Source organism: Pseudidiomarina insulisalsae, from assembly GCF_003987065.1.
In the GTDB taxonomy this organism is placed as follows: Bacteria; Pseudomonadota; Gammaproteobacteria; order Enterobacterales; family Alteromonadaceae; genus Pseudidiomarina; species Pseudidiomarina insulisalsae.
This window is the reverse complement of sequence record NZ_PIPY01000001.1, coordinates 17,745-42,850: the sequence shown is the minus strand read 5'-3', so window position 1 is coordinate 42,850 and position 25,106 is coordinate 17,745. Positions and strand designations below refer to the sequence as shown.

General features: G+C 52.7%; 24 protein-coding genes and 2 tRNA genes. 14 read left to right on the top strand and 12 right to left on the bottom strand.

Going from position 1 to position 25,106, the window contains the following annotated elements:
- Positions 1-59: 59 nt before the first annotated feature.
- Positions 60-296: a SlyX family protein gene (locus tag CWI71_RS00220; RefSeq protein WP_126753235.1), complete on the bottom strand. Its 237-nt coding sequence runs from the start codon at positions 294-296 to the stop codon at positions 60-62.
- Between the two features lie 89 nt (positions 297-385).
- Between CWI71_RS00220 and fkpA the strand changes: the two genes are divergently transcribed.
- Complete coding sequence (gene fkpA / locus CWI71_RS00215) at positions 386-1,162, top strand: FKBP-type peptidyl-prolyl cis-trans isomerase (RefSeq protein ID WP_126753234.1); 777 nt, start codon at positions 386-388, stop codon at positions 1,160-1,162.
- Positions 1,163-1,251: 89 nt separating this feature from the next.
- Here fkpA and CWI71_RS00210 read toward each other — a convergent pair whose 3' ends face one another.
- Together CWI71_RS00210 and rsd are read right to left on the bottom strand one after the other, a co-directional pair.
- On the bottom strand, positions 1,252-2,019 hold the full coding sequence (locus CWI71_RS00210) for a hypothetical protein (protein ID WP_126753233.1): 768 nt from the start codon (positions 2,017-2,019) through the stop codon (positions 1,252-1,254).
- A gap of 227 nt (positions 2,020-2,246) precedes the next feature.
- Positions 2,247-2,735 carry a sigma D regulator gene (gene rsd / locus CWI71_RS00205; RefSeq protein WP_126753232.1) on the bottom strand — a complete coding sequence of 163 codons (489 nt, stop codon included), beginning with the start codon at positions 2,733-2,735 and terminating at the stop codon, positions 2,247-2,249.
- Positions 2,736-2,826: 91 nt separating this feature from the next.
- On the opposite strand from rsd, the gene nudC reads away from it, so the two are divergent.
- The 4 genes from nudC (at position 2,827) to CWI71_RS00185 (ending at position 9,058) form a co-directional block, all read left to right on the top strand.
- Positions 2,827-3,639 carry an NAD(+) diphosphatase gene (gene nudC, locus CWI71_RS00200; RefSeq protein WP_126753231.1) on the top strand — a complete coding sequence of 271 codons (813 nt, stop codon included), beginning with the start codon at positions 2,827-2,829 and terminating at the stop codon, positions 3,637-3,639.
- A gap of 67 nt (positions 3,640-3,706) precedes the next feature.
- On the top strand, positions 3,707-4,771 hold the full coding sequence (hemE, locus tag CWI71_RS00195) for a uroporphyrinogen decarboxylase (protein ID WP_126753230.1): 1,065 nt from the start codon (positions 3,707-3,709) through the stop codon (positions 4,769-4,771).
- A 127-nt stretch (positions 4,772-4,898) separates the two neighbouring features.
- Positions 4,899-5,948, top strand: a complete 1,050-nt coding sequence (locus tag CWI71_RS00190; protein ID WP_241967565.1) for an efflux RND transporter periplasmic adaptor subunit — start codon at positions 4,899-4,901, stop codon at positions 5,946-5,948.
- A 2-nt stretch (positions 5,949-5,950) separates the two neighbouring features.
- Entirely contained in the window at positions 5,951-9,058 is a 3,108-nt protein-coding gene (locus CWI71_RS00185) for an efflux RND transporter permease subunit (protein ID WP_126753228.1), read from the top strand.
- Here CWI71_RS00185 and CWI71_RS00180 read toward each other — a convergent pair.
- From CWI71_RS00180 to rsgA, 3 genes are read right to left on the bottom strand one after another with little or no spacing between them, the layout of a single operon-like run.
- A complete protein-coding gene (locus tag CWI71_RS00180; RefSeq protein WP_241967564.1) occupies positions 9,055-9,807 on the bottom strand; it encodes a glycerophosphodiester phosphodiesterase in 753 nt (250 codons plus the stop codon). The genes CWI71_RS00185 and CWI71_RS00180 overlap by 4 nt on opposite strands.
- Positions 9,788-10,657: an archaetidylserine decarboxylase gene (asd, locus tag CWI71_RS00175; protein ID WP_126753227.1), complete on the bottom strand. Its 870-nt coding sequence runs from the start codon at positions 10,655-10,657 to the stop codon at positions 9,788-9,790. The genes CWI71_RS00180 and asd overlap by 20 nt, the downstream gene beginning before the upstream one ends.
- On the bottom strand, positions 10,654-11,718 hold the full coding sequence (gene rsgA / locus CWI71_RS00170; protein ID WP_126753226.1) for a small ribosomal subunit biogenesis GTPase RsgA: 1,065 nt from the start codon (positions 11,716-11,718) through the stop codon (positions 10,654-10,656). The genes asd and rsgA overlap by 4 nt, the downstream gene beginning before the upstream one ends.
- Positions 11,719-11,866: 148 nt before the next feature.
- Here rsgA and orn point away from each other — a divergent pair, with 148 nt between their 5' ends.
- The 4 genes from orn to CWI71_RS00150 all read left to right on the top strand — a co-directional run bounded on the left by orn (position 11,867) and on the right by CWI71_RS00150 (position 13,031).
- Positions 11,867-12,418 carry an oligoribonuclease gene (orn, locus tag CWI71_RS00165; RefSeq protein WP_126753225.1) on the top strand — a complete coding sequence of 184 codons (552 nt, stop codon included), beginning with the start codon at positions 11,867-11,869 and terminating at the stop codon, positions 12,416-12,418.
- Between the two features lie 80 nt (positions 12,419-12,498).
- Positions 12,499-12,574 (top strand) — tRNA-Gly (locus CWI71_RS00160).
- Positions 12,575-12,602: 28 nt separating this feature from the next.
- Positions 12,603-12,678: transfer RNA gene (locus CWI71_RS00155), tRNA-Gly, on the top strand.
- A 110-nt stretch (positions 12,679-12,788) separates the two neighbouring features.
- A complete protein-coding gene (locus CWI71_RS00150; RefSeq protein ID WP_126753224.1) occupies positions 12,789-13,031 on the top strand; it encodes a hypothetical protein in 243 nt (80 codons plus the stop codon).
- A 67-nt stretch (positions 13,032-13,098) separates the two neighbouring features.
- On the opposite strand, the gene dgcN is transcribed toward CWI71_RS00150, so the two are convergent.
- Positions 13,099-14,106 (bottom strand): N-acetyltransferase DgcN, encoded by a 1,008-nt coding sequence (dgcN, locus tag CWI71_RS00145; RefSeq protein ID WP_420849276.1) that lies wholly within the window; start codon positions 14,104-14,106, stop codon positions 13,099-13,101.
- A 90-nt stretch (positions 14,107-14,196) separates the two neighbouring features.
- Positions 14,197-15,093: a LysR family transcriptional regulator gene (locus tag CWI71_RS00140; protein ID WP_126753223.1), complete on the bottom strand. Its 897-nt coding sequence runs from the start codon at positions 15,091-15,093 to the stop codon at positions 14,197-14,199.
- Between the two features lie 108 nt (positions 15,094-15,201).
- Here CWI71_RS00140 and CWI71_RS00135 point away from each other — a divergent pair, with 108 nt between their 5' ends.
- Positions 15,202-15,840 carry a 4'-phosphopantetheinyl transferase family protein gene (locus tag CWI71_RS00135; RefSeq protein ID WP_126753222.1) on the top strand — a complete coding sequence of 213 codons (639 nt, stop codon included), beginning with the start codon at positions 15,202-15,204 and terminating at the stop codon, positions 15,838-15,840.
- Here the strand turns inward: CWI71_RS00135 and CWI71_RS00130 are convergent.
- Together CWI71_RS00130 and CWI71_RS00125 are read right to left on the bottom strand one after the other, a co-directional pair.
- Positions 15,814-16,197 (bottom strand): Lcl C-terminal domain-containing protein, encoded by a 384-nt coding sequence (locus CWI71_RS00130; protein ID WP_126753221.1) that lies wholly within the window; start codon positions 16,195-16,197, stop codon positions 15,814-15,816. The genes CWI71_RS00135 and CWI71_RS00130 overlap by 27 nt on opposite strands.
- Positions 16,198-16,219: 22 nt before the next feature.
- Entirely contained in the window at positions 16,220-16,591 is a 372-nt protein-coding gene (locus CWI71_RS00125) for a DUF423 domain-containing protein (protein ID WP_126753220.1), read from the bottom strand.
- A 59-nt stretch (positions 16,592-16,650) separates the two neighbouring features.
- Here CWI71_RS00125 and CWI71_RS00120 point away from each other — a divergent pair, with 59 nt between their 5' ends.
- The 4 genes from CWI71_RS00120 to CWI71_RS00105 all read left to right on the top strand — a co-directional run bounded on the left by CWI71_RS00120 (position 16,651) and on the right by CWI71_RS00105 (position 22,821).
- Complete coding sequence (locus CWI71_RS00120) at positions 16,651-17,934, top strand: acetyl-CoA hydrolase/transferase family protein (protein WP_126753219.1); 1,284 nt, start codon at positions 16,651-16,653, stop codon at positions 17,932-17,934.
- Positions 17,935-18,071: 137 nt separating this feature from the next.
- Entirely contained in the window at positions 18,072-20,156 is a 2,085-nt protein-coding gene (locus CWI71_RS00115) for a cytochrome D1 domain-containing protein (RefSeq protein WP_126753218.1), read from the top strand.
- The gene (locus CWI71_RS00110; protein ID WP_126753217.1) at positions 20,156-22,345 is read left to right on the top strand and encodes a TonB-dependent receptor domain-containing protein; all 2,190 of its coding nucleotides are present in this window, start codon (positions 20,156-20,158) and stop codon (positions 22,343-22,345) included. Before CWI71_RS00115 ends, CWI71_RS00110 begins: the two co-directional genes overlap by 1 nt.
- A 110-nt stretch (positions 22,346-22,455) precedes the next feature.
- Positions 22,456-22,821: a MaoP family protein gene (locus CWI71_RS00105; protein WP_126753216.1), complete on the top strand. Its 366-nt coding sequence runs from the start codon at positions 22,456-22,458 to the stop codon at positions 22,819-22,821.
- Positions 22,822-22,885: 64 nt separating this feature from the next.
- Here CWI71_RS00105 and purD read toward each other — a convergent pair whose 3' ends face one another.
- The gene (gene purD, locus CWI71_RS00100; protein ID WP_126753215.1) at positions 22,886-24,175 is read right to left on the bottom strand and encodes a phosphoribosylamine--glycine ligase; all 1,290 of its coding nucleotides are present in this window, start codon (positions 24,173-24,175) and stop codon (positions 22,886-22,888) included.
- A gap of 24 nt (positions 24,176-24,199) precedes the next feature.
- A complete protein-coding gene (locus CWI71_RS00095) occupies positions 24,200-25,051 on the bottom strand; it encodes a class I SAM-dependent methyltransferase (protein ID WP_241967561.1) in 852 nt (283 codons plus the stop codon).
- Between the last annotated feature and the right edge of the window lie 55 nt (positions 25,052-25,106).

The window sequence follows — 25,106 nt, the reverse complement described above, 5'->3', positions numbered from 1 at the left end:
GTTATACGGGGTCACAACCTCGGGGTCAAGTTCACCTCCCGGACCTCGTCGGCCAACTTTTAATAGTGAGGTGGAATTTCGTCCGCAGCACTGAGCGGTTGACCTTCGTCGTTGCGCTCCTGCATTTGTTGTAAGCGGCGACCTAGCAACTTCAGTTGCTGCTCCATGCGTTGTAACTGGTCGCTTTGTTGGGTTACTAACTGATTCAGGGTCTCAATGGTGTCATCCTGAAACGCCAGACGACTTTCCAAATCGGCTAATTGTGTGAGTATTGCGTCAGAGTCGAGTTCAGCCATAGGCAAATGCCCCAATTTATGTGTAGTATAGGAATCGCAACGCATTAGACCCTGTTAACAGCAAGAATTCAATCTTGGAGTAAAAAGGAATGAGCTATTTAAAGAAAACATTTGCGATCAGCCTGGTGGCGCTCGCAATCGCTGGTTGTACTCAGGAAAAACAAGAACCCTACCCGGTGACAGAGCAGGCGCCAACTGAAGAGCAGGCCAAAATGGCCTATGCCTTGGGCGCGTCAGTCGGCACCTTCGTCGGTAGCAACCTTGATGAGCAGGACAAGATGGATCTGGTACTGGATCGCAACCAGGTTATCGCCGGCTTTGTCGACTCGCTGAAAGACCAGTCAAAGCTGACTGAAGAAGAAACCGAGCAACTGCTGACCACTATGCAGCAGCAATATACCGAGATGAAGACGTCGAAGTTAGGTGCTGAATCACAGGCCGAAGGTGAAGCTTACCTTGCTGAGTTTGTCGCTAAAGACGGTGTGGTCGTGACTGAGTCGGGTCTCGCTTATGAAGTGATCGAAGAAGGTGAAGAAGGCGGCGAGCAGCCTGCTGCTGACGACATCGTTGAAGTTCACTATGAAGGTACCCTGGTTGACGGTACCGTATTTGACAGCTCAATTGAGCGTGGTGAGCCAGCAGTATTCCCATTAAACCGCGTCATTCCAGGCTGGACTGAAGGCGTGCAGCTAATGAGCGTGGGCGACAAGTACCGCTTTGTGATTCCACCAGAGCTGGCCTACGGTGACCGCGAAGTGGGCGGTGGCACCATTCCACCTCGGTCAACGCTGATTTTTGAAGTTGAGCTTATTGACGTTAAAGACAAGCCAGCGGAGCCGCAGGCGGACGTCGAAGTGCAAGGCTAAGCTTTGAGCTTCCTTAAGCAATGAAAAAAGCGCCGTTCGTCGGCGCTTTTTTGTTGGCAAAGCCTTATTGGTAGGCCAAACCCGGGCGATTAACTACACGCCACAGTGGCACACTTCAGGTCAGTACTTAAAGGAGCCCAGGGCACAGAGCTCAGTTGCTTCTGAACCTCAATGAAACTGCCCGATTCGCTATCGACAATTCGAGCGGTCGTTCCCACTGGCTGTGCGCCATTTTGATTTTCCCAGTCCTGCATAGCAGCTATGATGTCCAGTTGATCCTGAAAATCATCGAACATTTGCTCGATAATAACCCGACAAGATCGACCACATTCAACCACCGGGCCATCAAAATCATCGTCATCAAAATAGCTAAGTGTAGCGTGGGCAGAGGATTTAGCTCCCGCTGCAGAACCACCTGGAGCGGCGGCGTAACGATTTAAACTTAAAGCGGTCGTCATGGTCATATCAAACGTCCGGTAAAACTGACGGAATTTCTCGATATCAACATTGGCGCGGGAAGCCAGCATTTCGACCTCAAGTTCGTAGCGCTTTGCAATGAGCATCATTTGTTCGCTTTCGAGGCTGGCATAAGGTTCAGCATCAAAATCAATTTTAGCTAATACCTGGTCGTCGGAAAGAGCGTCGAGCTCAGGGAGGGTGAGCTTACGGGCCTGAAAATCAGCGATGACGAAAAACGCTCGGTTGAGCTCATCTCTGGAAAGTCCTATCGTAGATGCTACTAACCGTATAACTTTCGCTGCAGGCTCCTGTCCGGATACCGTTTTCGCTGCAATTGGCCCACTGCTTAACAGTGACAAAACCGTTAGCGAGGCCGCGATTATTTTTACTCTTTTCATAGCACGTCCTTATTGTCTAAGTAATAAGAATAAAGCCAGATGACGGGGGTGGCTGTTCAAATAATAGGCATGACAATAACGTATCGTCAATCAAAAAACTTGGTTGCAACAAAAGGTGCTGTGGGCGTCGCGCCTGTGCGGGGCAGCTGCCGAAGAGATGATAGGTATGATGATAAAAAAAGGGGGCAGGCAAAGGTTGCCTGCCCCCCCGGGATACGACGCCTGCTTTACGTCTCCGTTGACTTATCCAGTAAACGATGTTGTTCCAGGGCGTTTAAAAGGCGATCTTCAAATTCCATGCGCAATTCCAGCGCTTCACCTAGTCCAGAGAGACGTTGGTCAAAGTCGACTAACAGATTTTGGTCATCTACTTCGCCATACGTATCATTAAAGTCGAGCGCGATTTCGGTAGTATCGCCAATGAGCGGAAATAGTTCATCGGCGAGCTCCTGGGTCACTTTCGGGGCTTCTTTGCAGTTGCGGATAATCTGATCATAGACTTCGAAGTGACCGGCCGAAATATAGTCCATGAGCAAGGCACAGAAGCTGTGGATATCGCTCAGCGCAGGCAGTGCCTGATTGTCACGCTCATAAGGAGGCAGGGCCGCCAGTTTGAAGTACTCGATCAATAATTCCTGGCGCTCGTGAAGCCACATATCAACGGCTTGGTGGGCTCCACCCCAACGTTGCTTGGCTTGTTCTTGTCGCTTTAGCATGGTCTACCTCTCCTTATGTGTGCGTAGAGTCAATCTAACGATGATGCTAAGCTAAGGTCAACTCTTTTTACTGTACCGACGAATCACTACTATGACAAAACCTTATCAACGCCCATCTGCTGATGAGCCGGCCTGGTGGTTTATCTGTTCGGCGGGTGAACTCACCTTCGATGCCAACGATTTGCCCCCGCACGGTCGGCTACAGGAATTACCCATGCCCAATCTTGATGAGTATCAGGTGATTTGGCTGGGTGAGTTGCGCGAACGCAGTTGTTATCTGGTGGTTGCCGATCTGAATGACGATGCGTTTGCCGCCCTTGGGGAGTTCAAGTCATTACGGCCGCTGGTAGAGGCAAATGATGAAGAGATGTTTATGATGGCTGCACGCGCCAAGCAGGTAACGGAGTTTCTGACCACCCACCGTTATTGTGGCCGTTGCGGCACGCGCATGCAGGCCGTTGACTGGGAGCTGGCGATGCAATGCCATGCCTGCCAGCACCGGTGTTATCCACGGATATCCCCTTGCATCATTGTCGCGATTCGTAAGCAGGACAAAATTTTACTGGCGCGTGGCAAGCGGCACCGCCCTGGCTTGTTTTCGGTACTGGCAGGCTTTGTTGAAGCGGGCGAAAGTCTTGAGCAGACGCTGGCGCGCGAAGTCATGGAAGAAGCCGGTATTGAGGTAAAAAATATTCAGTATGTCTGTAGCCAGCCGTGGCCGTTTCCTAACTCGCTGATGATGGGTTTCGTAGCCGAGTGGGCCGCTGGTGATCTGCATTTTGACCCGTTCGAACTGGAACAAGGCGACTGGTTTGGTTTTGACGCGCTTCCGGATATTCCGTTACCGGGTACCATCGCGCATAAGTTGATCCAGACCGTGAAAGCGCAAATAGATCGAGAATGATCGCGTCGGGACTGATAGAATAACGCCCAATTTTTTGGCCAAGCTAATACAGGTAAAACAAAGCGACATGAGCACTTTGCAAAATGATCTTTATTTACGTGCATTGTTACGTGAACCCACTGAACGTACCCCTATCTGGATGATGCGCCAGGCTGGCCGCTACCTTCCTGAATACCGTGAAGTGCGTAAACAGGCAGGTGACTTTATGGCGCTGTGTAAAAACCCGGAGTTGGCGTGTGAGGTGACGATGCAGCCACTGCGCCGTTTCCCTTTAGACGCAGCTATCCTGTTTTCCGATATTCTGACCATTCCTGATGCTATGGGTTTAGGCCTGTACTTTGAAACCGGCGAAGGACCTAAGTTTGAGCGCCCGGTGCGTGATCTGGCTGCTATTTCCAGGCTTGGCGTACCTGATCCGGAGCAGGAGCTGGGCTACGTGATGGATGCAGTGCGAACCATCCGCCGTGAACTGAACGGAAAGGTGCCGCTGATCGGCTTTTCCGGCAGCCCGTGGACGTTAGCCACTTATATGGTCGAAGGTGGCAGCACCAAGAACTTTAGTCAGGTAAAGAAGTTGATGTTTGCTGAACCACAGGCCATGCATCAGTTACTCGATAAGCTGGCGCAGTCCGTTACCAGTTATCTGAATGCGCAGATTGCTGCGGGCGCGCAGGCAGTCATGATTTTCGATACCTGGGGTGGTGTGCTCAGCCCGCGTGACTACCGTGAGTTCTCGTTGCGCTATATGCAGCAAATTGTCAGCGGACTTACCCGCGAAGCCGACGGCCGGCAGGTGCCGGTGACCCTGTTTACGAAAAATGGTGGCGCCTGGTTGGCAGATATGGCGGCGACCGGCGCTGATGCGTTAGGGGTTGACTGGACCACCGACCTTGCAACTGCGCGACAAGCGGTAGGCGACAAGGTCGCATTACAGGGCAATATGGACCCGAGTATGTTGTATGCCTCGCCGCAACGCATTGAAGAGGAAGTGGCGACCATTTTAGCCAGTTATGGCCATGGTCATGGTCATGTTTTCAATCTTGGTCACGGTATTCATCCAGAGGTCGATCCTGAGCATGCTGGTGCCTTTATTGAGGCCGTACATAAGCTGAGCCCTGCCTATCACCGTTAATTTGCGGTAAACCTCAACGAATCGGCGGTAAGCGGAGCTGCCGCCGATGATCCTCACGTTACAATAGCGCCATACTCTAGTAAGGCCAGTCGAGCCTGAAATTCAGCACCTCAAGGAGTCAGTGGCGGTGGCAAAAATTGTAAATCCCATTTCTTTGGTTGTGGTCTTATTGATCGCAGCGACAGCCTATTTCAGCTTTTTCCATCAACCGGTGGTGGAAGAGCAGCGTCAGCAACAGGCGGTGCCGGTTGAAGTGACGAAAGCTACCGTAAAGCCCTTTCGCGATATTATTGAAGCGCTGGGCACCGCCCGGGCAAATGAGTCGGTGGTGATTACCGCGCAAACTCAGGACAAAGTGACCGCCGTTCATTTTAACGACGGGGACACGGTCGCGGCTGGCGACCTGCTGGTAGAGCTGGATGCGCGTGAAGAGCTGGCACGGGTGCAGGAACTAAAATTTCGTTTAGCTGAGGCAAACCGTCAGTATCAACGCCTGAAAGATCTGCGCAAGCAGAATGCCGCCTCGGTGCAGCAGGTTGAAGCACAGGACGTGGTGGTGAAAGAGATCGTTGCCGCACTTGAAGTTGCTGAAACCCAACTGGCACAGCAACAAATTATCGCACCTTTTGCCGGTCGTCTTGGTATCCGCCAGATCAGCGTGGGCTCGCTGGTGAGTCCGGGTCAGCAAATCACTACCTTAGATGACATTACTCCGATTAAGCTCGACTTCAACGTACCCGAGTTGTTTTTCGCCAGTCTGGCCATTGGCCAAGAGGTAAAAGCCCGCAGTGGTGCCTATCCGGGCAGGGACTTTACCGGTACCATTCGTAGTATCGACTCCCGGGTCGATCCTTTGACACGCTCTATTCTTGTGCGCGCCGAATTAGCGAACGAAGAAGGACGCCTGCGCCCGGGCATGTTGTTACGGGTGCAATTACTGCGCAGTGTTGAGAATGTCATGCAGCTTCCCGAGCGGGCCGTAGTACCGCTTGATACGCGGCACTTTGTTTACGTCATCGATGACAATAATATTGCCCACGAGCGACAGGTGACGATTGGTCGCCGCAAGCCCGGTGTGGTAGAGATTGTCGATGGCATCGAAGTGGGCGAAAAAGTAGTCACCGAAGGCATCGTGCGCATGCGGGATGGAATCGCTGTTAACATCAAGGAGGGCTAAGCATGTTACTCTCTGATGTGTCAGTCAAACGTCCGGTTTTTGCTACCGTTGTCAACATATTGCTGATTGTTTTTGGTATTGTGTGCTTCACCATGTTGCCGCTGCGTGAGTACCCCGATATTGACCCTCCGGTTGTTTCCATTGATACCAGTTACCCCGGCGCTTCAGCGGAAATTGTCGAGACCCAGATCACACAATTAATCGAAGACCGGATTAGCGGTATTGAAGGCATTAAAAATATTAGCTCGAGCAGCCGCAACGGGCGCTCTCGAATCACTATCGAATTTACCCTCAACCGCGATGTCGACGCCGCAGCGAATGACGTGCGTGACCGTGTCTCACGAGTCGTCGATAACTTACCCGAACAAGTTGATCCGCCAGAAGTTTCTAAGGCGAATTCAGATGAATCAACGGTGGTCTGGTATAACCTGCGAAGTGAAAATCTGAGTATTCTGGAGCTTACCGATTACGCTGATCGTTACATTGTAGAGCGGCTCTCAGTGGTTGACGGCGTAGCGCGCGTGAACCTCGGTGGCGAGCGACGTTATGCAATGCGGGTCTGGCTTGACCGTGAAGCCATGGCGGCACGTGGTATTACTGTAACCGATGTTGAGTCGCGGCTGCGGGCAGAGAATGTGGAGTTGCCAGCCGGTGAGGTCGAATCGGTCGATCGCGAGTTCAGCGTCAGGGTGGCGCGTACCTATCTGACGCCGGAGCAATTTAATCAGTTGTCGATTACCCGGGGCGACAGTGGCCAACTGGTGCGTCTGGGTGAAATTGCGCGCATTGAAATGGGTTCAGAGGACGACAAAACGGAATTCCGCGGCAATGGTATCAACATGATTGGTATTGGCGTCATTAAGCAATCTAAAGCCAATACCCTTGAAGTTGTTGAAAATGTTCGCCGTGAAATTGAGGCAATTGAGCGTACCTTGCCGGAGTCAATGATCATTGTCCCGAGTTATGACTCCTCCATTTTTATTAAAGGCTCCATCGACGAGGTGTATAACACGCTGGGAATAGCCATGGCGCTGGTGGTCATTGTTATTTACCTGTTCCTCGGTAACGTACGTGCCACACTAATTCCGGCGCTAACCGTGCCGGTGGCGATTATTGCATCCTACATTGCATTATTTGCGATGGGCTTCTCGGTCAACCTTCTGACGCTTTTAGCGCTGGTACTTGCTATCGGTCTGGTGGTCGATGACTCGATTGTTGTACTTGAGAATATCTATCGTCGTGTTGAGGCAGGTGAGCCGCCGCTGCTGGCAGCTTACCGCGGTGCCCGCGAGGTTGGTTTCGCGGTGGTCGCGACCACCCTGGTGCTGATTTCGGTATTTGTTCCTCTTGCCTTCTTAGAAGGCAATATTGGTCAGTTGTTTACCGAATTTGCCCTGGCGATCGCCGCAGCGGTGCTGTGCTCAAGTATTGCTGCGCTGACTTTGTCGCCCATGCTGAGCTCCAAGATTCTGCATCGGCGCGAGCGCACCAGTCGTTTTGGTAAAGCGGTGGACCGCTTTTTCAACTGGGTCGAAAGTGGTTACGCGCGGGTCCTGCAACGGACGCTGGCGTATCCGTGGCTGGCCGTGCTGTTGGTACTGTTTTCCGGTATTGTCTCTTACAACATGCTAAAGCTGGTGCCACAGGAGTTTGTCCCGCCTGAAGATCGCGGCACCTTCTTTGTCATGGTTCGCAGTGCCGAGGGCGCCAGTTTCGAATCGAATGCTGAGCACATGCGAGAAATTGAAGCCTTGCTGTTGCCTTATCTGGACGAGGGCAAAATTGACCGGCTGCTGGTTCGCGCGCCGGGCTGGGGCAACTCGGCGGGTATTGCCATTGTTGGCGCGGTACCTTATGAACAGCGTGACTGGAGTACCTTTGAACTGATGGACGATATCAGTGAGCAACTTAACCAGGTGGCCGGAGTTCGTGCCTTTGCCTTTATGCGCAGCGGTATTTCCGGCGGCAATGGGCGGCCGGTTCAGTTTGTCTTGCAGGGTAACACCTATGAGCAATTGGCGGCCTATCGCGATATCGTCATTGAAGAGGCCAGTAAGAACCCGAATCTGCTTGAGCTCGACAGTGACTTTAAACAAACCCAGCCGCAATTGCTGATTAAAATTGATCAGACCCGCGCAGCGGACCTTGGTGTGTCGGTCGGTGATATCGGTCGTACCCTCGAAACCATGCTGGGTGAGCGTCGCGTCACCACCTATCTGGACCGCGGCGAAGAATATGACGTGATTCTCGAAGGTGAGCGCGCTGATTATCGCGATCCCTCGGCTATCGATCAGATTTACGTCCGCTCGGACGCTACCGGGCAGCTGATCCCGTTATCTAACCTGGTAACCGTTGAAGAGCGCGCTACCGCGGGACAACTGAATCGTTATAACCGCATGCGCAGTATCACTATTGAGGCGAACCTTGCCGAGGGTTATTCACTCGGCGAAGCGTTAACCTATCTGGAAACTATTGTGCAGGAAAAGCTGCCTGATGATGTCTCCATTGACTACAAAGGTGAATCGCAGCTGTATCAGGAAAGTGGCAGCAGCGTGATTTTTGTATTCGTGCTGGCGTTGGTGGTGGCTTACCTGGTCCTGGCGGCACAGTTTGAAAGCTTTATTCACCCGCTGGTGATTATGCTGATGGTGCCGGTGGCCATTTTAGGGGCTGCTGTGGGTCTGTATTTCACCGATCTGACGCTGAATATCTACAGCCAGATCGGCATCGTCATGCTCATCGGTCTGGCCGCGAAAAACGGTATTTTGATTGTCGAATTCGCCAACCAATTACGCGATGCCGGCTATAGTTTTGATGCGGCCGTGGTACGAGCGTCACAACAGCGCCTGCGGCCGATTGTGATGACCGCATTTACTACCCTGATGAGTGCAGTACCGTTGATTCTGGGCACTGGTCCGGGCGCTGAGAGCCGAATGGTCATTGGTACGGTCATTTTCTGCGGCGTCGCTTTGTCGGCATTTCTGACTATTTTTGTCATTCCGGCGCTGTACTCGGTGCTGGCACGCAACACCACTTCACCACTGGCGCTCACGCATGAACTTACCGAGCTTGAGCAACAATATCCCCACCATAAAGGTGAGATAAATTAATCGATATGCCAGGTTTCGCGGGCTTGCATAGGTAAGCCCGCGATAACATTACGGGCGGCAACGGGGTGGTTCGTGAAGATACCGTCGACCCCCATTGCATGAAGCTCACGCATATCCTCGGGTTCATCCACGGTAAATACAAATACCTTCAGGTTGCGCTGATGTGCGTCAGCGACGAACTCAGGCGTGACGAAATCAACATCGATATGCACGGACCAGGCCTCCAGCTCGCTGGCAAAGGCGGCGTACGTGAGTGGACACGAAGTAGTAAGTGCACCAATAGGTTGTTCGGGATGATCTTGCTTGAGCTGGCGCAACCAATGATGGTTAAAACTCGAAACCAGTAGTTGTTCCTGAGTAAAGTTATGCTCGGCAACGGCCTGGCGGATATGCCGGGTAAGGCCGCGGGCAATATCGGCACCTTTCAGTTCAATATTGACCCAACAACGGCCGGCGATAAATGCCAGCGCTTCGTCCAGCGTCGGTACCGGGTGTTGGCCAAAGACTTTAAGCTTGCGTAATTGATCTATGGTGAGATCCTGTAACCGCCCGGGATGGGCGGTCAGGCGGGCCAGGTAGCGATCGTGAAAGACAATCCACTCATCACGCAATGGATAAACGTCCAGCTCAATGCCCTCGGCGCCCGCGTCGAGCGCCCGGCCGAAGGCACTAAGGGTATTTTCCGGCGCCTCAAAGCTGGCGCCCCGATGCGCAATGACCCACATCGCGTCAGTCGTCTCGCTCGCCAAGTACGGTACCGACGCGGGTGACGCTAAGTGGCTTCAGGTCATCGTCAAAGTCGATGACATCTTCAGGGAAGGTCATGACCACGGTGGAGCCCAGCTTAAAATGCCCCATCTCTTCACCTTTCTTCAGGCGAATGGCCTGATCGCCGCTGGCCGGATACTCCCAGCTATGCACATGTTTACCCGTCGGCGGCGTCACGGTGCCAGCCCAAACCGTGCCAATACTGGCGACAATAGTGGCCCCCACCAGTACCATGGCGAATTTACCGAATTCGCCATCAAAGATGGCCACCACCCGCTCGTTGCGGGCAAACAGGTTAGGAACATTTGCCGCGGTAAGCGGATTGACTGAAAACAGGTCGCCGGGCACGTAAATCATTTTGCGTAACACGCCGTCACAAGGCATATGAATACGGTGATAATCTTTCGGCGCCAGATAAATCGTCGCGAATTTACCATTTTTAAATGAATGCGCGTCACGCGGGTCCCCCCCTAACAACTCGGTTAAGCTGTAATCGTGCCCCTTGGCCTGAAAAATACGCCCGTCTTCGATGTCACCTAACTGGCTGACTGCACCGTCGACCGGATGTGCAAACTGATGCGCTTCGTTAGCCTGAAAAGGTCGCGCTTCGGGCTTTAAGTAGCGGGTAAAGAAATCATTAAACGTCTTGTAGGCGCGTGGACTTTCGTCAGCCGCCTCGCTCATATCAACCTTGTAAGTGCGAATAAACCAACGAATAAACAGTTGGGTAAACCAGCCCGCCCTGGCCGCAGCAAATCTTCCCACCAGGCGTGATAACGCGTGCTTAGGGGTAAGATATTGCACCTTAATTTTGACGTCGTCGAAATTCACTTTTTACTACCTCGTGGTATTGCTCGTGATGGCTTGGTGGAGGCCATCGATTCGATAATTTTGTGGAAATTGTACAACCGAAGCGCGTGCAGATCACCTGATTCGACAGCTTCTTGCAACGCACAGCCTGGGTCTTGCGGCAGATGCTTGCAGTCACGGAATTTGCAGCGTCCTAAAAACGGCCGAAAGTCTTTAAAACACCAGGCCACACGATTCTCATCAAGGTGCCACAACGCGAACTCGCGGATGCCCGGCGAGTCGATTAAATAACCGCCCTGAGGCAACGGGTAACGCGTTGCTACTGTCGTTGTATGCTGTCCCAGACCTGAACCCGCTGAAACATCGCCAACTTCGGTTTCAATCTCAGGTAGCAACGCATTGACCAGTGATGACTTACCGACGCCCGACTGACCAACAACAATTGAGACCTGTTGCTGTAACAAGCTCTGGATAGCGTCAAGGCCACCCAGGGTTTTGGCGCTAACCCGTAGCACCTGGTAACCAATCGCTTCATACATGGTCAGTGTCTGCTCAATCTCATCGACTGCGTCTGCTGCCAGTGTTTCGAGTAAATCTGCCTTGTTCAAGACAATCACAGGTGTAATATCAATGTCTTCGCAGGCGACCAGATAGCGGTCGATGATTTGCGCTGAGAAGGCCGGTAACACACTGGAAATAATCAGAATTTGATCGATGTTGGCGGCTACCGGCTTAAGGCCATCGTAGTAATCCGGACGACTCAGTAATGAGTGACGCGGTTGCACGGCCTCAATTACACCTTGTTCGGTCTGCTCCGTCTGTGCCGTCAGGCGCCGCCATACCACCTCATCACCACAGACCAGCGTCTCAATGCTACGGCGGATATGGCAACGAAAGGTTTGATCCTGCTCATTCGCAACCACTGCGTGCTGGCCAAAACGGCTGACAATAATGCCAGGCTCTGGTGCGCCCAGACTTGCGTCATCCGGTTCCTGTGCCAGCTCCACCTGTTGCAGACGTTTCTGCTGATTGGCGCGCATGCGCCGTAGCTGACCTTTATTTAATTTACGATGTTTACCCACAAAGCTCCTGACCTAATTGGGGGAAATATAATTTTGCCCTGATCATACAGTATAATCGGCGATTACGCCTGAACAGTTGTGTAACTGATTACAATTGCGCACAATATCCGAACTTTGAATCTTTATTTTAGCTAGCAAGGGTGACTGTATGTCTGCAACAGCCGATCGACTTATCTGGATTGACCTTGAAATGACCGGGCTTGATCCCGAGCAGGATGTCATCATTGAAATAGCTACCATTGTTACCGATCAACAGTTGCGCCCGCTTGCCGAGGGGCCCGTGATTGCCGTGCATCAGTCCGACGCTACTCTCGCGCGCATGGATGACTGGAATGTACGTACGCATACTGCGTCTGGATTAGTTGATCGGGTTAAAGCCAGCGACAAGGATGCAGCCACAGCCGAGCAAGAGACGCTGGCGTTTTTGCAACAATGGTGTACGCCGGGCAGCTCACCCATGTGTGGCAACAGTATCTGTCAGGATCGCCGTTTTCTGGCGCGTTACATGCCGGAACTTGAGGCGTTTTTTCATTATCGCAACCTGGATGTCAGCACCGTCAAACAGCTGGCAAAGTACTGGGCACCCGCGGTTGCTGCTGGCGTGCAAAAGCAGGGCAGCCATACTGCGCTGGCAGATATTCGCGAGTCAATAGAGGAATTAGAGCACTACCGTGCGCACTTTTTCGACATTCAGTCATGATTCGCTGAAAAAGCGGTTGCAAACCCTGCCGAATTCAGTAAAATTCGCCTCCGTTATCGCATTTGATAACAGAAGTTGACGCGGGAATAGCTCAGCTGGTAGAGCACAACCTTGCCAAGGTTGGGGTCGCGAGTTCGAATCTCGTTTCCCGCTCCAAACTTCAATTTCACTCTCTTTTCTTGATGCGGGAATAGCTCAGCTGGTAGAGCACAACCTTGCCAAGGTTGGGGTCGCGAGTTCGAATCTCGTTTCCCGCTCCAAACTTCCTCAGCCCGGGTGGCGAATTCATCTCTGTCGTCTAGACTAATAGCAGCCAGAAAAAATTTATTCATCAACCGACGTTAGCGTCATGTTGAGTAGTGGAGGCGTTATGAAACTGGAAGACATTTTAAAAGATCCGTCAGCAGCTTATGACAAGCCACAAGACGTACTGGATGACGATAATCTCACCCATGATGAGAAGTGCAAAGTGCTGGAGCAGTGGGAGTATGACATCCGCGAGCTTCTGGTCGCGACGGAAGAGAATATGCCAGGTCCGGAAGGCTATTCTCTGGACGAAGTTCAGGACGTGCTGAGAAAGCTTTGTGATGAAGACGGTGAAGGTAACCGTTAAGCTCCAGCGACCTCAATAGTCACATCAGCGGCGGCTACTTTGCGTAAAGTGAGCCGCCCACTTTCACTTACCATTTCTCTATAATGTCAGCCAGACGCGCCACGCCGTGACGGATCGGATCGACACAGGGCATACCAAACTGCTGTTCGACGTCCTGACAATAGGTCACCGCTTGCTCCTCGTCGACGGCTGAGGTATTCACAGCGATGCCGATGACTTTCGCGTTAACGTTGGTTACGCGCGCCATTTGCAGATTCAGTTCAATCGTTTCTGCCAGACCGGGTAAAGGTCGTCCGTGGATTGCACGCATGCTGTTACGGCCAAGTGCATGGCAGACAATCAATGCGTCAGGCTGTGCGCCATGCAGCAGTCCAAGACTGACGCCAGCAAAGGCAGGATGGAATAGCGACCCCTGACCCTCAATTAAGTCCCAGTGATCAGCGTCATTCGCTGGCGCTAACTGCTCTACGGCGCCGGCGATGAAGTCAGCTATCACGCAGTCAATCGCAATGCCCTCACCGGCGACTAATATGCCACTTTGCCCGGTGGCACGAAAAGTAACGTTGGCTTGTCGTCGCTGTAATTCGCGGCTAAGCGCCAGGGTTGTGTACATTTTTCCGACCGAGCAGTCGGTACCTACGGTGAGTAAGCGCTTACCTGGCCGCGCGTAGCCTTTGCCTGTACGCAAGCGTTGTGTCGGATGGCGGATATCATGCAGCTTCACGCCAAATTTTTCTGCCGCGGCAACCAGCTCAGGAATAGCGCTTAGACGATCGTGCAGACCGCTGATGATGTCCATGCCAGACGCTATAGCCTCATGAACGATAGGTAGCCAATTCGGGTCAAGGTGACCACCACTGTTGGCAAAGCCAAGAACCAGGCTTTTCGCTCCGGCTTGCGTGGCTTCACTAATGGACATTGCCGGACAGCCGGTCGTGACCTGACAGCCGGGTAAACGTAACTCGCCGACACACTTTTCCGGGCTCCAGTCAGCGGCACTGCGCGCCATTTTAATGCTAAGCGGATCGGTCGCATCGCCAATGAATAACAGATAAGGACTCGGTAAGGACACCATAGCAACTCCGGGCTGAATAAAACAATCAGCAGCATAGCGTGCTGGTAGGAAAAGCCTAATGAATTGATCGTGTCAGCGCATAACCTTAGGTTATAACTCGTTGCTGAGCTGCGTGATGGCCTTTGCCAGATAAGGCAAAAAAGCCTGAGTAAGTTTGGTCAGAGATTTATTGCTCAGATGCAGTCCCTGTAGCGGACAGCTGAGAGCCGGCTGTAAATCTGCCACAGCGACGTCGGCATTGCGGTTACCCCGCGCCGATAAAGCATCAATAGCGCAGCAGCCTAAACCATAGGCGACGAAACGCGCGGCAATAAAGTAGGTATCCACTTGTTGTTGACTATGTGGTTGTAACTGTTGTTCCTGTAATTGCCGCCAGACCAGTTGTCCCACTGGACCGCTGTCAGAGATATCAATCAGCTGCTGTTCTGCCAGTTGGCTTAGACTTAACCTGGCCGGAGGATCCGCAAAGAGCCGCTTGGGGTAAAGTGCCTTGATGGGTACCTGAGCTATTTCCACGGTTTCTGTACCGGGATAACTGGGCGGATCAAATAAAATCGCCAGCTCAGCCTTGCGCTCAATCAGCGTAGTTAAAGCCTCATCATTATGAATAGTTTGTAAGCGAAAGCGTACCTTCGGATGAGCCTGCTGAAACTGCGCTATTGCCAGCGGTATACTGTCAAAACCCAAGGCTGGTGAAATGGCCAAGTCGATTAGGCCTTCAGCATCGCGCTGTAAGTTGGTCGCCAGTGATTTTACGCCTTGCAACTGACGGTACAATTGCTCCACCTGAGGGAAAAGCGCATGGGCCTCCTCGGTGGGTAAAAGCTTGCCCTTGCTGCGTTTAAACAGCTTAAACCCTAACTGTTGCTCTGCATGCGCGAGGGTCTTTGACACTGCCGGTTGCGAAATATGTAATACTTGTGCAGCACGGGTAAGCGAGCCAGAATGATAAATGGCGTGAAAAACTTCGATATGACGTAAACGCATCGGCGACCCGAACAATAATGAACTTGTCCGGTTATTTTGGCACTGAGTCACAGCAGCGACAAGTCACTTTAAGGTGGGGAATACAGGTTGATATATATTGCATATGGATTGGCTTTACGACAACTTGCCAGGGCGCTGGCCAACTGGAATAGTGCTGCGGAAGTTACGCGCGCGCAAACCTATCAGAGTGAGTCAAGACAACAACAGCATCTGGCCGGGCGTGGTTTGCTACGCAAGTTGGTGTGTGAAGTAACCGGCGCTGCCAAAGAGGACGTGCACATTACCCGGCAGCAAAACGGTGCGCCACAACTACGCATAGGCAATGAGCAATTGGCCTGCTCCATTAGCCACAAGGCAGACGCTGTGTTAGTCGCATTCGGTCAGGCCGAACAGTTGGGCGTCGATATTGAAGCCATTGCAGTGCGCAAACGCCATGATGATCTCATCTCACAATTCTCTGAAGGCTTTATGGATGGCGTGGAAGTTTCTGACCTGACTACGTTTTATCAACGTTGGACGCTGGCTGAGGCAGTGACCAAAGCGCGGCAGGGAAAGCTACTCGCGACACTGAAAGAAGCATTTGCCGGCTATCAGAGTGCGGCAGTCTTTCATCAGGAAGCTGATTTTATGATGTGTTGCTACGCGCTGCGTTCGGCCCAACGTGTTGCGCAAGTAAGACCTTTTCAATGGTATCGCTTAGAGCCGGACAACGGTGGTATGCTAGCGGCGCAACATCACGCGCAATGATTCACTGACAGGCACAAACTCGGTGTTTCCTGTAGCGCAGTTATAGGCAGCGATCAAAATCTCATTACCGTGGCGGATGATCCCCGCGCTTAGCCACCAGTTGTCAGGTTTATCGGGCGTGCTGAAGTCGCAGGGTAGCGGGACAGAGCGCAACTGTTTAACTGTGGGAAGCCGCCAGGTCGGCCCTCGCGCAACTGAGGCATTCAGTTGGCGAAGCACTTGCCTGGCCTCATTCCAGGAGAGCAGATCTTGCTGCAGGCAGAACTGCTGCTGTAGCGGTACAGCCGGCTGGCAGGCCACGAGGTCGGTATGGAGTTCATCGAAGTGAAGCAACAGCAACACTAGCATTGTCAGCATTTTCAGCAGCCTTCGTCAGGTCTCAAAGCTCTTTCAGCACCGCCCAGAAAATCCATAACCAGCCGATAATAAAACAAGCGCCGCCAATCGGTGTAATCGGGCCAAACCAGCGAATACCGGTTAATGCCAGTAAATACAGACTACCTGAAAACAAAATAATCCCGGCCAGTAGCAACCAGCCTCCTGTACGTAAGCCACCGGCATTCGGGTACGGAACCAGCAGGGCGGCGACCATAATTAAACCCAACGCATGGTAAATATGATACTGCACACCGGTCTGGAAAATGTTCAACGCCTGCGGCGCGAGTTTTTCTTTTAAACCATGTGCCCCAAATGCGCCCAGAATTACCCCAAGAGCCATATTGATTGCACCTAACATTGCGAATACTTTCATGGTATGCCTACTCTTATTCTACTTGATGTCATCTTTACTTTACCGCAAAAGGAGTCGAAATGCGTGTAGCGAATGCGCAACAAGCGCTGGAAATTCTTGCTGACAATGATGTTATCTGGTGCCAGTCCATGGCTGCCACACCCTATAAGTTACTTGAGGGACTTGCCGAAGTTGCGTTACAGCGTAGCAACATGACCTTGTTGCAGCTGCATACTGAACATAGTGAAGTGCTGTCAAACCCAGACCTGCAAGGACATCTACGCCAGCGCGCGTTTTTTGTCGGTAAGTCGACGCGCGAAGCAGTGAACAAGGGCATGGCCGATTATGTGCCGATCTTTTTGTCTGAGATCCCAAAACTATTTCGCTCGGGTGAACAGCCGCTCGATGCGGTGCTTATTCAGGTCTCCGCCCCGGACGCACATGGCAACTGTAGTTTAGGTATTTCAGTTGAGGCTACCCGCGCGGCGTTGCAGGTGGCAAAAAAGGTGATTGCCTGGGTAAACCCTAAAATGCCACGCACTCATGGTGACTCCTTTCTTCACATTAGTCAGATCGACCGCTACTTCGAAGCCGAAGCGCAACTGCCTTTGCATACGCAGCCTCAGCAAAGTGAGGTCACCCAACGTATTGGTGAGCGGGTTGCTGAGCTGATTGACGATGGTGACTGTTTGCAGATGGGGATTGGCGCGATACCAGACGCGACCCTGGCGTGCCTTGGGGGACACCGTGACCTTGGCATCCACACGGAAATGTTTTCCGACGGCGTGCTGCCTTTGGTGGCTAATGGCGTAATTAATAACTCACGCAAGCGCAAGCACCGTGGGCGCATTGTTACTACGTTCGCAATGGGCAGCCAAAAGCTCTACGACTTTGTTGATGATAACCCTCAGGTCGCTTTTCTGGATGTGGAATATACTAATGACACCTCGGTGATTCGGCAAAATAAACAGGTGATGGCAATTAACAGCGCCCTACAGGTGGATGTGACCGGCCAGGTTTGTGCGGATTCCATCGGTACCCGTGTTTATTCGGGGGTTGGTGGGCAGATGGACTTTGTCCGTGGTGCCAGCCTTTCCGAAGGCGGGCGCTCGGTCATCGCGTTACCTTCTACCGCGTGTGGTGGGCGGGTATCGCGCATCGCCGCGATGCTCGATCCCGGCGCTGGCGTGGTGACGACCCGGGCTCATGTCCACTATGTGGTGACTGAATATGGAGTCGCCAATTTACGGGCGCGCAGTCTCACTGAACGTGCTTCAGCGCTGATCAGCATCGCCGCGCCACAGTTTCGCGACGAGCTTGCCAAAGCTGCGCTGGAGCACTGGGGGTTACGCGTCAGCATCTGATACTCACAAGGGAGTACCTCAGGGAAGTGAGCGTACTCTCTCCATTCATTGATATCGATCAATAGCTCTCCTTGTTCTACGCTTACAATCAAATTCGGTTAATTTTTATACCGAATGTCCATCAAGGAGGACAAACCATGCAAGCGTTTAAACTTCCCCTTTCACTGTGGCGGGGTGCGCCGGTTTTGGCAGTTGGCGTACTCACTGCATTCTTCTCATACAGTCATCCGGCAGCGGCGCAAGAGGGACAGCAAGCCTACGCAAAAAACTGTCAGGCCTGTCACCAACCCACCGGTAAAGGTTTACCCGGTGCCTTTCCTCCGCTGGCAGATAATCCTAACGTCAATGGCGAGCCGGTCTACGTGGCTGAAACCATTTTACAAGGTAAATCGGGTCTGCTGGAAGTGAACGGCCAAACCTATAACGCTGTCATGCCTCCTATGCAGCATCTGGATAACGATACCGTGGCAGCGATTACCAACTATGTGATGTCGAGCTGGGGCAACAGCGGTCCGTCGCTGAGCGCGGAGGATGTTGAAGATGTGCGGGTGCGACTCGGTATGAAGGACCGTGCCGCCGGCCAACCCCATGGCGACGCCACGGTTGCCGAAGTGAAGTATCGTGGCGCACCATCGGCGGTTGAAGGTGGGAAGCAAGTGGTCACTCCGGGGGCACCGGCAATGACCGAGCGTGAGTTTGAATTGGCACAGAAGATTTACTTTCAGCGCTGTGCCGGTTGTCATGGCGTGTTACGCAAAGGCGCCACCGGATTGCCGCTAACGCCGGACATTACGCAGGAAAAAGGCACCGAATACTTAAAAGCACTGATTAATTATGGCTCGCCAGGCGGTATGCCGAACTGGGGAACTTCAGGTGAACTGACCGATGAGCAGATCGACATGATGGCACGGTTCATTCAACATGAGCCACCGACTCCACCGGAGTGGGGCATGCCGCAAATGCTGGATAGCTGGACCGTGCATGTGGCACCGGAAGATCGACCCAGCGAACCACAGCATAAGTTTGATGTGGATAACATGTTTGCGGTGACGCTGCGCGACGCTGGTCAGGTGGCGATTATCGACGGTGAAAGCAAGCAAGTGCTGAACTACGTCGATACTGGCTATGCGGTTCATATCTCGCGAGCCTCGAGTTCAGGGCGTTATTTCACGACCATTGGCCGCGACGGAAAAATTGACCTGATCGATCTTTACATGTTCCCGCCGCAGGTAGTTGCTGAGATTAAAATTGGTCTTGAAGCTCGTTCCGTTGAGAATTCACGCTTCAAAGGTTATGAAGATAAAATTGCGATTGCCGGTGCTTACTGGCCGCCTCATTACGTACTCATGGATGGACAGACTCTGGAGCCCCATAAAATCGTTTCCACCCGTGGCATGACGGTCGACACCCAGGAATATCACCCTGAGCCCCGGGTTGCTGCTATTGTGGGTTCGCATAAACATCCTGAGTTTATTGTGAATGTGAAAGAAACCGGTCAGATCAAGCTGGTGAATTACTCGGATATTAATAACTTGCAGGTGACAACCATTGATGCGGCACCGTTTTTACACGACGGTGGCTGGGACAGCTCCGGCCGTTATTTCCTTACCGCCGCAAATGAAAATGACCGTATTGCTGTTGTCGATGCGCTGGAACGTGAGCTTGAAGCGCTGGTGCCGGTAGAGCGGATCCCGCACCCTGGCCGCGGCGCGAACTTCACCGACCCCGAGTACGGTCCGGTGTGGGCGACCAGTGCGCTGGGTAATGCAAATATCACGCTAATCGGTACCGATCCGGAAGGGCACCCGGAACAGGCATTCAAGGTGGTGCGGATTCTGGACGGACAGGGCGGCGGCTCCCTCTTTATCAAAACGCACCCGCAATCGCATAACCTTTGGGTTGATACGCCCCTGAATCCGGAAAGCGACATTGCGCAATCGGTGGCGGTATTTGATACCCGCGATTTCAGTAAAGGCTATGAAGTCTTGCCGATTGCCGAATGGGCGGATTTGGGTCCGGGACCAAAGCGCATCGTGCAACCTGAGTACAACAAGGCCGGTGACGAAGTCTGGTTTTCGGTCTGGAGTGGTATGGACGAAGAGTCAGCGATAGTTATTGTCAACGACAAAACACGGCAACTGAAGCATGTCATCAAAGGCGAGAGAATTGTGACGCCTACTGGCAAATTTAATAATTACAACACACGGAACGAGGTGTACTAATGCCAATACGACTGCGCAGGCTATGGATTGCCTGTGGTCTCGCAGGTTACGCGGTGGCGCTGACAGCCACCGCGCAACAAGCTGATACCCAGGAACAGATAACCCCCGATGAAGTGATTACCGTGGTGGCGCACCGCCAGCCACGTCAATTAAGCGAGATTGCCGGCACAGTGAGCGTGATCACAGCCGATGAGATCGCGCGCAACATGGTATTGAACGCCCAGGACCTGGTGCGTTATGAAATGGGAGTAGAACTTGATGACGCTAGTACTCGGTTTGGTCACAGCGGTTTTCGTATTCGCGGTATTGGTGGTAACCGCACCGCCGTTGTCGTAGATCAGGTTGCGATAGCTGATCGTTTCGCAGTGGGGAGTTTTTCAGATACCGGCCGCGGACTGCTGGATCTGGGCTTGGCCAATCGTGTTGAGATTTTGCGCGGTCCGGCATCGACACTTTATGGCAGTGACGCCTTAGGAGGCGTCGTTGCGATTCAGACCCTCACTCCGGAAGATGTGCTTACTAGTCCGACGCAGGGCGTGACGTTACGTCTGGGCGCAGCAAGTGACGCACAGCGTGGTTATGGGCGGGTGGCAACAGCGTTTCAACAAGGCGACAGCAGTGTGTTATTAGCGGGCTCAGCGCGGTACCGGGAGGAACCCGATGCTGCTGGTCTGGACGACGCTGAGCTTGATCCACAACGTGTGCGGCAAAGTGGCGCCTTGCTGAAATGGCAGCAACTGAGCGCAATGGGCACCTGGCAGGTAAGTTTTGACGCCTTACGCGAAACCATTGAAACGCAGGTTCAGCACAGTCTTGGTAGCGGCCGTCAAGCGAATACAACAGCGTTACGCGGCGATGATGAACGTTTTGAATGGCGGGCTATCGTTAGTCTGACAACAGAATCAAAGGCATGGGCCGATCGCGGGCAGTGGCGCGCGTATGTGCAGCAAGCCGAAACTCACCAGCATTCCTACGAGGAACGGGCGAACCTGGCTGAGCCCCTATCCATTTTCCGCGGCTTTCGATATGACTACGATAGCTACGGAGTTGCCGCTGATCTGGAAATGGATCTGCATTGGGGCGGTATACCCCAGCGGCTGGGCTATGGATTTGAACTGAGTCGGGCCGAAGTATGGGATGAGCGCGATGCCTGGCAGTGGAATTATGCCCAGCAACGGCTGACAAAGAACCTGCTGGGTGAAATCTTTCCGCTTCGCGACTTTCCGCGCAGTAGAATTGATGAAGCCGGCATCTATTTGCACGATGAGATTAAGTTGAACCAGGCTGGGCTGACGCTGAGTCCGGGGCTGAGGTATGAAAGTTATGACCTTGAGGTTCGTTCCGATCCGCTATTTGAAGAGCGCTACCCGCAAAGTGAAGTCGCTGACTTAAGTCATGATGCCTGGTTGCCAAAACTTGGCCTGTTATGGCCCTGGTCGGAACAGGCAGAATGGTTTGCGCAATATGCGCGCGGCTATCGCGCGCCGCCTTTTGCCGATGTCAATGTGGGTCTTTACTACCCGCAGTTTAGGGTATTGGCGATTGCTAACCCTGACCTTGAACCTGAACGTGGCGTAACCTTTGAGACCGGTCTACGCTGGCATGGCCAGGATACGAGGGTGCAGGTTACGGCGTTTCATAATCGCTACAGTGACTTTATTGAAAGCCGGGCATCCCTGGGTTTCGATCCACAACGACAATTGCTCATATTCCAATCGGTAAATCGCGATAAAGTGGTCATCGAAGGGCTTGAACTCAGCTGGCAGCAGCAATGGGACCGACGCTGGTCCTCCGAGATTTGGCTGCAAGCGAGTCGGGGCGAAGATGAGACCAATGGCCGTGATCTGGCGACGGTACAGCCGCCATCAATGCTGGCCGAGCTACGTTATAGCGCGTTAAATGGTGTCTGGGATACGCGCGTTCTGCTACGCGCTCAACGTGACCAGAAAGAACTTGTGGATAACGACGGCGAGCCGCTATTCAGTGCGCCTGGTTATGCCACTTTAGACTGGCTCTGGCAGTGGTATCCGCGAGCGAACCTGCAAGTGGGCGTAGGGCTTTTTAACCTGACCGACCGGCGCTATTGGCACGCCTCGCAGGTGGGCAACTATCCGCAGGATGATCCCGTTATTCCGTTACTGGCACAGCCGGGGCGACATATCCGGGCTACTCTGGATATTCACTTTTAGTAAAGATTAAAAGTTTTTATTGACAATGCCGCCTTTCGCCTCTATATCGTCAGTGTCGCAAAAAGGCGACACAAATTATCTGTAGTTGTTGGTCTGGAGGAAGGCACATTATGGCAACGATCAACCGTGAACAAATTAGCAAGAAGGCGTTTAACGACTTCAAAAATTATCCGTACGGTTTTGCCCGTTCCGGCGATTTTTCGATCCGCGAAAGCGACCTGTTACAGCAGCACGGCAGCTTAATTGCGGCATTGATTAATGGCGAGATCGAGCCGATGTCTGCTGAAGAGCAGTCTCTGCTTGCCGTCGCGCGTGGCGAAAAAGCCGCTGAAAGCGCAGTTGAGAAAGCATGGTCGAAGTACCAGGCACGTATCAACCGGCCGAAAGTCGGCAGCATGTACGGTCGCAGTCGTTATGCAGATGACTCGTTTGAGCTTTCAGTTGCTGATGACGACGATATCGTCGTTGAAGACTAAGGTCTGAAAAGAAATAGCGCCCAGCCGGGTGGCATGGGCGCAAGATTTGTTGTTGCTTCGCTGTTTATGAGCGCTCGCGGGCAATGGCGCGATGCGCAATATCGGTCCGATAGTAGGCATCTTCCCACGTAATTTTACCAACCCCGGCATACGCTTTTTGCTGCGCCAGGCTGACAGAGTCAGCAATGGCTGTCACACAAAGTACGCGACCACCAGCGGTGACAATATCACCGTTTTCCAGCCGCTTCGTACCGGCGTGGAATACCTTGGTATCATTATTATCGGCATCGGCCAGGCCGTGAATGACTTTACCTTTGGCATAGCTTTCCGGATAGCCGCCTGCTGCCATAACGACCCCAACCGTAGCGCGCGGGTCGAAGTCGATAACTTCGTCCGCAAGTTTGCCATCACAAGCGGCGAGGCAAAGTTCTACTAGATCGGACTGTAGACGCATCATAATAGGTTGGGTTTCCGGATCACCGAAACGACAGTTGTATTCGAGCACTTTCGCCGTGCCGTCGGGGGCAATCATCAGCCCGGCGTATAAGAAGCCGGTATAGGGATGACCCTCTTTGTTCATACCGGAGACCGTGGGCTCTATGACATGGTCCATGACCCAGTTGTGCACCTCAGGCGTAACTACCGGTGCTGGTGAATAGGCTCCCATACCGCCGGTGTTCGGGCCTTTATCACCGTTGTCCCGGGCTTTATGGTCCTGGCTACTGGCAAAGGCAAGCGCGGTTTCACCATCTACCATGACAATAAAACTGGCTTCTTCACCCATTAAAAACTCTTCGATAACGACACGACTACCGGCTTCGCCAAATCGGTTGCCAGCCAGCATATCGTCAATGGTCGCAAAAGCTTGCGCTTCGGTTTCGGCAATAATCACGCCTTTTCCGGCAGCCAGACCGTCGGCTTTAATCACAATAGGCGTACCTTGCTCTTTCACATAAGCTTTTGCCGTCTCAATGTCAGTGAAAGTTCCGTACGCAGCCGTTGGAATGTTGTGTCGTGCCAGAAAATCCTTACTGAAGGCCTTTGAGCCCTCCAGTTGTGCCGCCGCCTGGGTCGGGCCAAAAATGTTCAGGCCTGCCTCGGTAAAGCGGTCAACCACACCTGCCACCAGCGGCGCCTCGGGACCAACGATGGTCAGGCCGACGGCGTTTTGCTGCGCGAATTCCAGCAGAGCGTCAATGTCTTCGGCGTTAATGGCAATGTTTTCAAGCTTAAGCTCGGTAGCGGTGCCGGCATTTCCCGGTGCTACAAATACCGTTTCAACTAATGGCGACTGTGCCGCTTTCCACGCCAGCGCGTGTTCACGGCCACCGCCGCCAATCACAAGTACATTCATGTCCTGTCGACTCTCTTGTTTTGCTTATGAAGAAGATTCTGGTTTTTTGAATTTCAAGGTGAAGCGATCACTTTCACCGATGCCCTGATACATTTCCCGATCTTCCTCTCCCAAGCCAAGGGTGGGAGGTAAGGTCCACACGCCGCGTGGATGATCAGCAGTATCTGCAGGGTTGGCGTTAATATCGCTGCCGGCCACGAACTCAAAGCCAGCGGCTTTGGCAGCTTCAATGGCCAGGCTCTGTTTCATGTAGCCGGAACTGTCCATGTGGGTGTCCGGTCGGTTCTCTGGCAGGCGATGATCAACGACGCCCAAAATGCCACCTGGCTTCAGGGCTTCGTAAAAATCGGCAAATGCGGCTTCGACGCCTTCCATGCCTGCGTTCATATACCAGTTATGCAAGTTACGGAAGGTCAGTACCCGATCAGCACTACCTGGGGGGGCTATTTCATTGTCTTCCATCGGAGCGAATTCAGTGACCGTAATGGCACTGAAGGCGGGATCATTATTGACGCGCTCAATAAACTGTTGTCGCGAGTTCACGTAATAGTCGCGCGTTTCGGTTTTGGCAAAGTGCGCGGCGTACAGCTTGCCCTGTTCTTTAAGATAAGGTGCGAGAATTTCGGTATACCAGCCACCGCCTGGCCAGATCTCAACGACCGTCATATCGGGCTCGACTTCAAAAAACTTTAAGGTTTCTATCGGATGGCGATACTGATCACGGCTTAAATTGTCCGCTGAACGGGCAGGGTTATTATTCACCGCCTGCTCAAGGGTCATTGTGGGGCTTTCAGCGCTTTGCTGCGGGCTCTCTGAACAGGCAGTCAGTGCGCCAACACTGACTGCCAAGGTCATCATTACCAAGAAGTTTTTCATGATTTACTTCCTCACGTTGTCATAGGTTTGGTTTAATCCTAGACGGCGTAGCTCT